At 73.2% G+C, this 11,344-nt stretch carries 12 protein-coding genes; 5 read left to right on the top strand and 7 right to left on the bottom strand.

Going from position 1 to position 11,344, the window contains the following annotated elements; all coding sequences use genetic code 11:
- The first annotated feature begins 409 nt into the window (after positions 1-409).
- On the top strand, positions 410-598 hold the full coding sequence (locus NCC78_RS19930) for a hypothetical protein (RefSeq protein WP_250796211.1): 189 nt from the start codon (positions 410-412) through the stop codon (positions 596-598).
- A gap of 10 nt (positions 599-608) precedes the next feature.
- On the opposite strand, the gene NCC78_RS19925 is transcribed toward NCC78_RS19930, so the two are convergent.
- The 4 genes from NCC78_RS19925 to NCC78_RS19910 are packed head-to-tail and all read right to left on the bottom strand — an operon-like array spanning position 609 to position 3,801.
- Positions 609-1,085 (bottom strand): RrF2 family transcriptional regulator, encoded by a 477-nt coding sequence (locus NCC78_RS19925; RefSeq protein ID WP_250796210.1) that lies wholly within the window; start codon positions 1,083-1,085, stop codon positions 609-611.
- Position 1,086: 1 nt separating this feature from the next.
- Positions 1,087-1,971, bottom strand: a complete 885-nt coding sequence (locus tag NCC78_RS19920; protein ID WP_250796208.1) for an ABC transporter permease — start codon at positions 1,969-1,971, stop codon at positions 1,087-1,089.
- Positions 1,961-2,740, bottom strand: coding sequence for an ABC transporter ATP-binding protein (locus NCC78_RS19915; protein ID WP_250796207.1), 780 nt, complete (start codon positions 2,738-2,740; stop codon positions 1,961-1,963). The genes NCC78_RS19920 and NCC78_RS19915 overlap by 11 nt, the downstream gene beginning before the upstream one ends.
- Positions 2,737-3,801, bottom strand: coding sequence for an ABC transporter substrate-binding protein (locus NCC78_RS19910; RefSeq protein ID WP_250796205.1), 1,065 nt, complete (start codon positions 3,799-3,801; stop codon positions 2,737-2,739). The genes NCC78_RS19915 and NCC78_RS19910 overlap by 4 nt, the downstream gene beginning before the upstream one ends.
- Positions 3,802-4,052: 251 nt before the next feature.
- Between NCC78_RS19910 and NCC78_RS19905 the strand changes: the two genes are divergently transcribed.
- The 3 genes from NCC78_RS19905 to nudC all read left to right on the top strand — a co-directional run bounded on the left by NCC78_RS19905 (position 4,053) and on the right by nudC (position 7,828).
- Entirely contained in the window at positions 4,053-5,363 is a 1,311-nt protein-coding gene (locus NCC78_RS19905) for a M16 family metallopeptidase (RefSeq protein ID WP_250796203.1), read from the top strand.
- Between the two features lie 115 nt (positions 5,364-5,478).
- Positions 5,479-6,822: a M16 family metallopeptidase gene (locus tag NCC78_RS19900; RefSeq protein ID WP_250796201.1), complete on the top strand. Its 1,344-nt coding sequence runs from the start codon at positions 5,479-5,481 to the stop codon at positions 6,820-6,822.
- Between the two features lie 64 nt (positions 6,823-6,886).
- A complete protein-coding gene (gene nudC, locus NCC78_RS19895) occupies positions 6,887-7,828 on the top strand; it encodes an NAD(+) diphosphatase (RefSeq protein ID WP_250796200.1) in 942 nt (313 codons plus the stop codon).
- A gap of 208 nt (positions 7,829-8,036) precedes the next feature.
- Here nudC and NCC78_RS19890 read toward each other — a convergent pair whose 3' ends face one another.
- The 3 genes from NCC78_RS19890 to NCC78_RS19880 form a co-directional block, all read right to left on the bottom strand.
- The gene (locus tag NCC78_RS19890; RefSeq protein ID WP_250796199.1) at positions 8,037-8,312 is read right to left on the bottom strand and encodes a hypothetical protein; all 276 of its coding nucleotides are present in this window, start codon (positions 8,310-8,312) and stop codon (positions 8,037-8,039) included.
- A gap of 215 nt (positions 8,313-8,527) precedes the next feature.
- On the bottom strand, positions 8,528-8,764 hold the full coding sequence (locus tag NCC78_RS19885) for a DUF397 domain-containing protein (protein WP_250796197.1): 237 nt from the start codon (positions 8,762-8,764) through the stop codon (positions 8,528-8,530).
- 75 nt (positions 8,765-8,839) lie between these two features.
- Positions 8,840-9,820, bottom strand: a complete 981-nt coding sequence (locus NCC78_RS19880) for a helix-turn-helix domain-containing protein (RefSeq protein ID WP_250796196.1) — start codon at positions 9,818-9,820, stop codon at positions 8,840-8,842.
- Between the two features lie 225 nt (positions 9,821-10,045).
- Between NCC78_RS19880 and NCC78_RS19875 the strand changes: the two genes are divergently transcribed.
- On the top strand, positions 10,046-11,344 hold a 1,299-nt coding region (locus NCC78_RS19875; RefSeq protein WP_250796195.1), incomplete at its 3' end, for an MFS transporter.

Below are 11,344 nucleotides of genomic sequence, written 5' to 3'. Positions count from 1 at the left end.
GGTCGGGTGGCCGGGGTTCCGATGCCGCCCGCGGTCTGCACCGCGCGTCGGGTCGCCCCCGCCGCGCCCGCCGTCCCCGTACGGCCTGATCGCCGGCCCGCCGGCACCCCGTTTCCACGTCGGGGTGACCACGTTGCGGGCCTGAGAGCCCGGTAGTACGACCCGCCCGGGAGGCATCCACGCCTCCCGGGCGGGTCGCTTTTTCCGCCCGGGCAGGCTCCCGCCGGATTCGAGGTGGGCGGCGGTGCCGGGGCGGGCCGCTCACTCCGGCCGCGCTCCGAGCCCCGGCTGCTGAGTCGAGAATCAGCGCGGATTGCGTCCGATCGGCGACTGTGCCGACGCCCGCCGATGGTCGAGGCTGAGGGCGGGGGAAGAGCCGGGCGGACCGCCCGGCGCGGGAGGGGTGGCCATGGCGGGCGATGCCGGCTCGGGGGCGCTGCGCGAACTGCTGCTGGTGGTCGCGGTGGCGCTCGCCGGGCTGCTGCTCGCCATGGTCGCGGTGTTCACGCCGTGGCACGCCACGCCGGACGGAGCCGCGCCGGCCGCTCCGGTCGAGCTGCACAGCCCGACCGGGCGGCCGGTCTCCACCGCCGGCTGAACCCGCCGGCTCAGCCGCGGGCGTCGGCCGAGCGGACGCGGTCGGTGGGTGCGGGTCGGGGCGCGCCCGCCCCCGTGGCCAGCAGGTCAGCGAGGGTGGTCCGGTCGACCACCAGGGCGATCGCCCCGTGCACGGCCAGCCAGACGTCCCGCAGCCCGGTGGCCACCCCCTGGTAGCCGGCCCGGTCGGCCGGCAGTCCGCGTACGGTCGTGAGGGATCCGCCGACCGCGCGGAGCACGTCGCCGACGCTGATCTCCGCCGCAGGTCGGGCCAGCGCGTAGCCGCCCTCGGTGCCCCGGTGGCTGAGCAGGAGACCGGCCCGGCGCAGGTCGACCAGGATGCCCTGGAGGAAGCTCAGCGGGATCTCCTGGCTGTCGGCCAGGGTCGCCGCCTTGACCAGCTCGCCGCCGCCCGCCGGTTCGTGGGCGGCGTCGGCGACGGCGAGCATGGCCCGGAGCGCGTAGTCGCTGCGCGCGGAGACGTACACGTCACTGACCGGCCTGGTCCAGCACGCCCCAGCGGCGCCGGATCGCCTTGTCCGCCGCCCCGAAGGCCGAGTCGACCACGAGGCCGAGCACCAGGATCACGATCATGATGGCGATCAGCCGGGTCGTCTCGCTCAACTCCCGCGCGTAGGTGAGCTGGGCGCCGATCGAGGTCCGGGTGGCGATCACCACCAGCAGCTCGCCGGCCATCAGGCTGCGCCAGGCGAAGGCCCAGCCCTGCTTCAACCCGGCGACGATCGCCGGCAGCGCGGCCGGCGCGATGACGTACCGGTAGAGGTTGACGCCCCGGGCGCCCAGGTTGCGGCCGGCCCGCAGCAGCAGCGGCGGCACGTAGTCCACGCCGTGGATGACCCCGTTGGCGATGGACGGCGCGGCGCCGAGCACCACCACGAAGAAGATCGCCTCCTCGCTGAGCTGGAAGAGGATGATCGCCAGCGGGAACCAGGCGATCGACGGCATGGTCTGCAGGGCGGTGATCATCGAGCCGAGCGCGGCCCGGAGCACCCGGACCCGGGCCACCCCGAGCCCGATCACCAGCCCGACCGCGATGGCGGCGGCGAAGCCGACGGCGGCCCGCCGGCCGGTGGTCGCGAGGCCGTCCCAGAGCATCGGACTGAGCAGGTAGCCGCCCAGGTCGGCGAAGACCGGGCCGGGGCCCGGCAGCGCCCACGGGTCCTTCCAGCCGGTCCAGACCACCGCCTGCCAGACAGCCAGGGCCAGCCCCAGCGCGGCGAGCTTCGGCCAGGTGGCCGACCAGAGCCGGCGCAGCCGGGACAGACCCTGCTCCCGGCCGGCGAGGTCCAGCGCGTCGAGTCCGGTGATCTCCGCGTCGGTACGCGGGCCGGTGGTGAGGGTGTCACTGGCCATGGCGGCCCACCTCCGTACGGAGCCGGTCGGTGACCTCGGCCGCGATGGCGGAGACCTCCGGGGAGTCGATGCGTCGGGGCCGGGGCACGTCCACCTCGGTGGACCAGAGGATCCGGCCCGGCCGGCTGGACAGCAGGATGATCCGGTCGGCCAGCCGGGCGGCCTCGCGGACGTTGTGCGTCACGAAGAGCACGGTGAGCCGCCGTTCGGTCCAGATCCGTTCCAGCTCGTCGTGCAGGATGTCCCGGGTCATCGCGTCCAGGGCGCCGAACGGCTCGTCCATCAGCAGCACCGGCGTGTCCAGGGCGAGGGTGCGCGCCAGCGCGACGCGCTGCCGCATGCCGCCGGAGAGCTCGTGCGGGCGCTTACGACCGAAGTCGGCCAGGTGCACGGTGCGCAGCAGCTCCGCCACCCGTTCCCGCCGTTGGGCCCGGGGCAGCCCGCGCAGCTTGAGCGGCACCTCGACGTTGCCCTCGACGGTCAGCCAGGGGAAGAGCGCCGGCTCCTGGAACATCAGGCCCGGATTGACCCCCTCGTCGAGGGTGATCTCCCCGCCGCTGGCCCGGTCGAGCCCGGCGACCAGGTTGAGCAGGGTGCTCTTGCCGCAGCCGGAGGCGCCGACCAGGCAGACGAACTCTCCGGGCGCGACGTCGAGCGAGACCCCGTCCAGGGCGAGGACGGCGTTCGCGCCGCGCCCGTACACCTTGGTCACGCCGCGCAGCGCGACCGAGCCGGTCGCGCTGCGCCGCGTCGTCGTGGTCGACGTCATGGCAGGCTGACCTCGGGCCTGCCGCCGGACTTGAGCACCTCGTTGAGGTACGTCAGGTCGTAGAGCCCGTCCAGGTCGACCGGCTTGGTGAGTTCGACCGCGACGGCGTGGTCGAGCCCGGTCTTCAGCGACGAGGCGATCGGGTCGTTGGTGAACTCCAACGTCGGCCAGGCCTGCTTGATCAGCTTGAGGTCCAACGGCTTGCCGGTGATCTTGCCGATGTGGCCGGAGATGGCCTGCTGCGCCTCGTCCGGCTTGCCGTTGACGAACTCGTTCGCCGCGACCTGCCCCTCCACCAGCTTCTTCACCACGTCCGGGTGGGCCTTGAGGAACCTCGTGCTGACGATCAGGTTGGTGATGACGAACTTCCGGTCCGGCCAGAGGTCGCGCTCGTCGACGAGCACCTTGCCGCCGGCGTTGACCAGCCGGGAGACGAAGGGCTCGGGCACCCAGGCGCCGTCGATCGCGCCGCTGCCGAAGGTCTCCACCGTCTGGGCGTTCTCCTGCGGGACGATCGTCACGTCACCGCCGCCCTCCTTGGTGGTCTTCAGCCCCTTCTCCTTGAGCCAGTAGCGGATCGCCACGTCCTGGGTGTTGCCCAGCTGCGGGGTGGCGATCTTCTTGCCGCGCAACTGCTCGGCCGAGGTGATGCCGGGCTTCACCACCAGCGCGACGCCGCCGGACGCCGCGCCGGAGACGACCCGGATCGCCTCGCCCTTCGACTTGGAGAAGGCGTTCACCGTCGGGTTCGGACCGATGTACGTGGCGTCGAGCGCCCCGGAGAAGATCGCCTCGATGGCCGAGGGCCCGGCGTTGAAGGTGGTCGTCTCCAGCTTGACGTCGCTGCCGAGCTTTTCGGCGAAGATGCCCTTCTCGACGCCGACGACGGCCGGTGCGTGGGTGATGTTGGGGAAGTAGCCGAGCCGCAGGGTCACCGGGCCGGACCCGCCACCCGCGCTCTCGCTGTCGTCGCCGCACGCGGCGGCGGTGCCCAGGGTCGCCGTGCCGACGACGGCGACGGTGGCCAGGGAGAGCAGCCGACGCCAGGGGAGCCGTCTCATCGTCCATCCAATCCGCAGTATTCCTACTTAGTTGGTAGGAAGACTGGGGCAGCCGCCCGGCTGCGTCAAGACCCATCCACTATCCGGGACGCGATCGTGCCAACATCCCGGCAATTCCCACCTGTTGAATAGGCTTAGCCGGGTCCACCGACCGGCCGTCGGGACCGCCGTCCGATCCGCGACGGGGACGCGGCCGGCCGCTGCCCCGAGGTCGCCGGTGCCGGAGGTGGCGACGCGCTAGGGTCGATCACGTGCCGACGCGGAGAGCCAGAATTCCAGCGACGAAATACCCGGTCGAGCGGTTCACCCTCGACAACGGCCTGCGGGTGGTCCTGACCCCCGACCGCAGCGCCCCGGTGATCGGGGTGGCGGTGGTCTACGACGTCGGCATCCGCTCCGAACCCGAGGGGCGTACCGGCTTCGCCCACCTCTTCGAGCACCTGATGTTCCAGGGCTCGGAGAACCTGGAGAAGCTGGCCCACTTCCGGCACGTGCAGGGTGCCGGCGGCACCTTCAACGGCTCCACCCACCTGGACTACACCGACTACTTCGAGACGTTGCCGAGCAACGCGCTGGAGCGGGCGCTCTTCTTGGAGGCCGACCGGATGCGCGGCCCCCGGCTGACCGAGGAGAACCTGCGCAACCAGGTCGACGTGGTCAAGGAGGAGATCCGGGTCAACGTGCTCAACCGGCCGTACGGCGGGTTCCCCTGGCTGACCCTGCCGCCGGTCATGTTCGACACCTTCCCGAACGCGCACGACGGCTACGGTTCCTTCGACGACCTGGAATCGGCCACCGTCGCCGACGCCGCCGACTTCTTCCGGCGCTACTACGCCAGTGGCAACGCCGTGCTGGCGGTCAGCGGGGACGTCGACGTCACCGAGGCGACGGCGTTGATCGAGCGGCACTTCGGCGACGTGCCGGCCCGCCCCGCCCCGAAGCGGCCCGACTTCACCGAGCCCGACCTGGCCGCCGAGCGGCGCACCTCGTACACCGACAAGCTGGCCCCGCTGCCGGCGGTGGCCGGGGCCTGGCGGGTGCCCGACCCGGTCACCGACTTCGCCGGCTACCTGCCCTACGTGGTGCTGGCCGAGGTGCTCACCGACGGCGACGCCTCCCGGCTGGTCGAGCGGCTGGTCCAGCGGGACCGGTCGGTGACCAGCCTCGGCGGCTACCTCGGCTTCATGGGCGACCCGTTCGACGTGCGGGACCCCACCGCGCTGCTGCTCCAGGCCCACCTGCCGCCCGGCGGGGACGTCGACAAGGTGCTGCGCACCATGGACGAGGAACTGGACCGGCTCGCCACCGACGGTCTCACCGACGGTGAGCTGGCCCGCACCCAGGCCCGGATGGCGACCCACCTGCTGCGGGACACCGACGCGGTGCTCGGCCGGGCGCTGCAGATGGCCGTGCTGGAGCAGCAGCGCGGCGAGCCGGGCCTGCTCAACGAGCTGCCCCGGCTGGTCGGCGAGGTCACCGAGGAGCAGGTCCGCGCCGCCGCCGCCACCCTACGGCCGGAGCGCCGCGCGTCCATCGAGGTCATCCCCGGAGGTGCCAGGTGAGCGCGAGGAGTGAGCCAAGGTTGCGAGCCCCGCAGTCGCGAACGAAGGAATGCCGGTGAGCGCGAGGAGTGAGCCGGGTGTGCGAGCCCCGCAGTCGCGAACGAAGAAGGGCAAGGTGACGGCAACCGCGCAGGCCGGGCCGCGGTCGCTGCCGCCGCTCGGCCCGACCCGCAAGCTCAAGCTGCCGAAGCAGGGCGAGCGGACGCTGGGCAACGGGCTCACCGTGATCGCGGTACGCCGGCCGGCGGTCCCGCTGGTCGAGCTGCGGCTCTGGATGCCCTTCGGCCGGGCGCCGCTGGCCCGGGGCGCGATGCTCGCGCAGACCATCCTCTCCGGCACGCAGACCCACTCCGCCACCCAGGTCGCCGCCGAGCTGCAGAAGGTCGGCGGTGGGCTGTCGGCCGGGGTCGACCCGGACCGGCTGATGCTCTCCGGGGCCGGGCTGGTCACCGGGCTGGACCGGATGCTGGAGATCCTCGCCGACGTGCTGACCGGGGCCACCTATCCGCCCGACTGGGTCGGCACCGAGCGGGACCGGCTGATCGACCGGATCCAGGTCGCGCAGAGCCAGCCGGCGCACCTGGCCCGCACCGCCCTGCTCAAGCGGATCTACGGCAAGCACCCGTACGCGGTGCAGACCCCGGAGCCGGAGCAGCTCCGGTCGGTCCGGCCGGGCGTGCTGCGGACGCTGCACGCCCAGCGGGTGCACCCGGCCGATGCGGTGCTGGTGCTGGTCGGCGACGTGCAGCCGGAGCGGGCGCTGGACGCCGCCGAGCAGGCGCTGTCCGGGTGGAACGGCACCGGGCACACCGCCGACCTGCCGCCCGCCCCGCCGCTGCAGCCCGGCCCGTTGCTGCTGGTCGACCGGCCCGGGTCGGTGCAGTCGTCGCTGCGGATCGCGCTGCCGGCGGTGCCGCGCACCCACCCGGACCACGCCGCGCTGCAACTGGCCAACCTGATCTTCGGCGGCTACTTCTCCTCGCGCTGGGTGGAGAACATCCGCGAGGACAAGGGCTACACCTACGGGCCGCACTCCCTGGTCGAGCACTCGGTGGCCGGGTCGGTGCTGGTGGCCGCCGCCGAGGTGGCCACCGAGGTGACCGGGCCGGCGCTGCTGGAGACGACGTACGAGCTGGGCCGGCTGGCGTCGCTGCCGGTCAGGGCCGACGAGCTGGAGCAGGCCCGCCAGTACGCGCTCGGCACCCTCCAGCTCGGCATGTCCACCCAGGCCGGGCTCGCCTCGCTGACCAGCGCGTACGCCGGCAACGGGCTGCGCCTGGACTTCCTGGCCGAGCACGCCGCCCGGCTGGCGAAGGCCACCGTGACCGACGTCGCCGAGGCGGCGGCCCGCTACCTGGCCCCGGCCCGCGCGGTCACCGTGGTGCTGGGCGACGCCGAGCGAATCGCGCCGCAGCTCGCCGCGCTGACCCCCGTCGTCACCGAGCCGGTGCAGCCGTGACCTGGGCGCTGCCGGTCGGCCCGGCGACCCGCGGTGCGGTCGGGCCGGCCGGTCGGGGTGCGGCGTGAGCGGGGAGGTCGCGCCGCCGCTGGCACGCTCCACGCTCGACCGGGCGGCGCACCGGCGTACCGACCCCGGGTGGCTGGCGCAGGCCTGGAGCCGGGCCCGGGTGCTGGTGCTCGACTCCACCGCCGAGGGCCGGGCGCTGGTGCGTACCGACGCCTCCCCGCCGGTGCTGGTGCTGAGCGAATCGGCCGACCTGCCGGCGGCGCCGTCCCCGATCTTCCTCGGCGTCGAGCCGGACGGGGTGCCGGTGTTCGCGGTGGACGCCCCGCTGCCGACGCTGCCCGGGACCAGGGCGGCGCACCTGCGGGAGGTCGGTCACCTGCTCGGCGACCGGGATGCCGGGCTCTTCACCACGGCCCTGGCGTTGGTCAACTGGCACCTGCGGCACCGCTACTCCTCGGCCACCGGGCAACCGACCGAGGTGGACGAGGCCGGCTGGTCGCGGGTGGACGGGACGGGGGACCGGATCTGGCCGCGTACCGATCCGGCGATGATCGTGCTGGTGCACGACGGCGTGGCCGGCCCGGACGGGCGCTGCCTGCTCGGCAACAACGCCGCCTGGCCGCACGGCTCCGGCCAACGCCGGTACTCCTGCCTGGCCGGCTACGTCGAGCCGGGCGAGTCGGCCGAGGCCGCGGTGCTGCGCGAGGTCCGCGAGGAGGTCGGCGTCGCGGTCGAGGAAATCTCGTACGTGGGCAGCCAGGCGTGGCCGTTCCCCGGTTCGCTGATGCTGGGCTTCCTCGCCACCGCCGACCCGGAGCACCCGGTCCACGTCGACCCGACGGAAATCGCGGACGCCCGGTGGTTCTCCCGGACGGAGATCGGGGCGGCGCTGGCCGGGCGGGCGGTCGAGGTGGGCGGCGACGCCCGGCTGGTGCTGCCCCCGCCGTCGTCGATCGCGCTGTTCCTGATCCACCGCTGGCTCGACGGCCACTGCTGAGCCCCTCGGCCGGTCACGCGTGAGCCACTCGGCCGGTCACGTGTGAGCCACTCGGCCGGTCACGCGGTGCCGGTCCACCGGTCGTGCGGTCCCGGCCCGTGGCCGTCGTTGCCGCGACGGCCACGGGCCGGGAACACGGACCGTCGTGGTCGGCTGGGGCAAGGAACACGGCGGGGGAGCCGGTCCGGCCACGACGGACGTCTGCCGGTCAGCTGCCGGGGTCGCCCGGCGACCCGGGCCAGCCGGGCTGCGGAGCGTCGAGCGGGAGCACCTTGACCCGTTGCCGGCCGGATTTGACCGCGCCCACCGTGGCGAGGGCCCGGGCCAGCAGCAACGCGGCGTCCCGGTCCTCGGCGTGCACGATCTGCCGGCGCGGTTCGGGCGTGGTGGTTTCGTCCCGCAGGCGGGATCCGCCGGCCCAGGCGGCGACGATGTCCACGTCGGCGGCGGCGCGAATGTCGGTGCGAACGATCAGGAACCGCATGAGGGTCTCCGGATGAACCGCGACAGCTGACTGTGGGTGGAAGTTCCACGTCACTTCGTCGTCATGTTACGCCCGGTGGTCGTCCCAGCAAGTGAAACGCGACTTTTTGTCTCGAGCCTCGTCCGATCAGTGGATCCCTGGTCAGCGGGGTCGGGTGGGTGGAGACACGACGGGGCCGCCGGCTCCGTGCCGGCGGCCCCGTGACGCTCGGTCGATCAGTTCAGATCGAACTGTCCGTTCTTCGCGCCGGTGATGAAGCCCAGCCATCCCGCTCGGTTGAACAGCAGCACCGGACCGCCCCGGTCCTTGCTGTCACGCAGGGCCACCGCGGCCGGGCCGGTACGCAGCGGAGCGACCTCGACGCAGTTCGAGGTCTGACTGCGGGTGCTGGTACGCCACGGGGCATCCGCCAACTGCGCGCGGACGGACGGGGTGTTGTGGATCTCGTTCATCGTTTCACTCCTGAGGTGAACTGCACCGATGGAACGAGTGGCGCCGCACGACCCGACGGTGGGGTCCCCCGTGGATCACCGTTCCGTCAGGCGTCCGGAGTGCCGGCGGCGTTGGGTCGGCGCCATTGTCGACCCGTACGCCACTGTGGGCGCCGTCGCCGTGTCGGTCAGCCGTCCCGTCGCTTCGATGAGCCAGGAGAGGGTGTCCGATGCGGAGAGCGCCGCCGTGCATAACCACTCGAACACTACTTTATAGCGATTTAGGGCGTTTGCCTCGGTCGACATGACGTCGGTGAACCCCCCTTCGATGGCCAGCGTCTCCGGGTCGAGCGGGTCGGCGAACCGGTAGAGCGAGAACGCGGTGGGCGGCAGGTACCAGCCACCGATCTGGGTGTCCCGTGGCAGCACGTGCAGCGTGACGTTCGGCAGCAGGGCCAGGTCGCAGAGCTGCACCAGCTGCTCCCGGAGCACCTCGGGCGGCCCCGCCCGGCCGCCGAGCGCCGCCTCCTCCAGCACCGCCGTGTAGCGGGGCGCGTCGGGAGTGCGGGTCAGCAGCGACTGCCGGGCCAGGCGGGCGCGTACCTCGGTGTCGATGTCCTCCGTGCCCTCCGGGTCACCGGCCTCCTCGCCGACCTGCCGGGCCGAGGCGATCCGCACCCCCGCGTAGCCCGGCGTCTGGAGCAGCCCCGGCACCAGCACCGGGTTGTACTCGGAGATCTCCGCGCAGCCCGCCTCCAGCTCGGCGAAGCTGCGCTGCTGCTGGGTCATCACCGGGTAGTTCTTCAGCCAGCCGCGCATGTCGCCGGCCTCCTGGGTGATGCCGAGCAACTCCTCGCGCAGCGCCGCGTCGGCCCCGTAGAGATCCAGCAGGACGCGGACGTCGTCCGGGTCCGGGCGGCTGCGGCCGTTCTCCAGGCGGGACAGCTTGGACGCGGATGCCCAGCCGATCCGCTCGATGACCTGGTCCCCGGTGAGACCGGCTGTCTCCCGCAGCCGGCGCAACTCGGTGCCCAACCTGCGGCGGCGCAGGATCGGGCTGGGTGAGGCAGGAGGCACGGCGTCCTCTTTTCCCGTCGACCGCCGCGGACGCGACGGTAACTGTATGAAATTCGCCCCCCACGGTCAGTATGGACGGCGCAACCCCCGCCGACGGTTCCGGCGGGGGCGTGTCTTGCAGAAAAGAGGACCGTGGAAGGGTGCGACGGCCGGCACGACGGCGTCCGGACCCGTCCGCGTCACCCCCGCGCGCCGCAGGCGCGTACCAGCCCGCCGGAGGGACCCATGCGCACCGTCCTGCGCCGCCCGGATTTCCGTCTGCTCTTCGGCGGCCTGCTGGCCAGCATGGCCGCGGAGTCGATCCTGCTGCTCGCGCTCGCCATCTGGGTGAAGGACCTGACCGGGTCGGACGGGCTCGCCGGCGCCACCATCTTCGCGATCATCGCGCCGATGACGCTGGCTCCACTGGTCGGCTGGTTCGTCGACCGCTACCCGCGACGCCCCTTCTTCGTGGCGGCCAACCTGGCGACGGCGGTGCTGCTTACCCCGCTCTTCGCGGTTCGGGACCGGGCCGACGTCTGGATCATCTACACGGTGGCGGCGCTCTACGGCCTGTCGTACATCACCCTCAGCGCGGTGCTCAGCGGCCTGATCCGGCAACTGGTCCCGATCGAGGAGCTGGCCGAGGCGAACGGGGTGCTGCAGACCGTGCGCCAGGGACTGCGGCTGATCGGCCCGCTGGCCGGCGCCGGGGTCTACGCGGCCGTCGGCGGGTGGCTGCTGGCGGCGATCGGGATGGCCGGTTTCCTGGCGGCGGCCGTCGTGGTGGGCATGCTGCGGGTGGCGGAGAACCCACCCGCCGGGCCGGAGCTGCGGTGGCCCGCCGAGCTGGGCGCCGGCCTGCGGCACCTGGCCGGGGAGCCGGCGCTGCGCCGGGCGCTGCTCGGCTACGGGCTGGGCTCGCTGGTGATGGGCTTCAGCGAATCACTGATCTTCGCGTACGTCGACCAGGGGCTCCGTCGGGACGCCGCGTTCGTCGGCGTGCTGGTCACCGTGCAGGGGATCGGCGGGTTGGTCGGTGGGCTGCTCTCGCCGGGGGTGGTCCGCCGCGCCGGTGAGGTGGGCACGCTCGCCGCCGGGGTGGCGTTCTTCGGGCCGGCCGCGCTGGCGCTGACGTACCCGAGTCTCTGGCTCGGCTTCGTCGCGGTCCTGCTGGCCGGGGTGTCCTTGCCGTTGACCATGGTCGGGCTGCACACGCTGATCCAGCGGCGTACCCCGCCCGGGCTGCTCGGCCGGGTCGCCGCGGCCTCGGAGGCGGTGATCAGCGGCCCGCAGGCGCTCTCCATCGGTGCCGGCGCCCTGCTCGTCGGCGTGCTGGACTACCGCCTGCTCTTCGCCCTCGTCGGCCTGTCCACCCTGCTGGCCGGCGGCTACCTCTGGCGCGGTCGCACCCTCAGCCCGCCGTCCGTGCCCGCCCGGATCCCGTCCCCCCGCCGCCCGCCCGACGGTCTCACCCCCGTCGCCGCCGACGCGGGCGGTCAGGAGGTCGTGGTGTGCGCCGCGCCGCGGGTCGGCCCGAGCGTG

It is taken from the genome of Micromonospora phytophila, from assembly GCF_023656545.1.
Classification (GTDB): Bacteria; Actinomycetota; Actinomycetes; order Mycobacteriales; family Micromonosporaceae; genus Micromonospora; species Micromonospora phytophila.
This window is presented reverse-complemented; position numbering and strand designations above follow the sequence as displayed.

Bases quoted from the DNA above. Each gene is read 5' to 3' on its own strand.
- NCC78_RS19910 (WP_250796205.1), bottom strand. From the start codon at position 3,801: ATGAGACGGCTCCCCTGGCGTCGGCTGCTCTCCCTGGCCACCGTCGCC.
- NCC78_RS19920 (WP_250796208.1), bottom strand. From the start codon at position 1,971: ATGGCCAGTGACACCCTCACCACCGGCCCGCGTACCGACGCGGAGATC.
- NCC78_RS19930 (WP_250796211.1), top strand. From the start codon at position 410: ATGGCGGGCGATGCCGGCTCGGGGGCGCTGCGCGAACTGCTGCTGGTG.
- NCC78_RS19885 (WP_250796197.1), bottom strand. From the start codon at position 8,764: ATGAACGAGATCCACAACACCCCGTCCGTCCGCGCGCAGTTGGCGGAT.
- NCC78_RS19915 (WP_250796207.1), bottom strand. From the start codon at position 2,740: ATGACGTCGACCACGACGACGCGGCGCAGCGCGACCGGCTCGGTCGCG.
- NCC78_RS19890 (WP_250796199.1), bottom strand. From the start codon at position 8,312: ATGCGGTTCCTGATCGTTCGCACCGACATTCGCGCCGCCGCCGACGTG.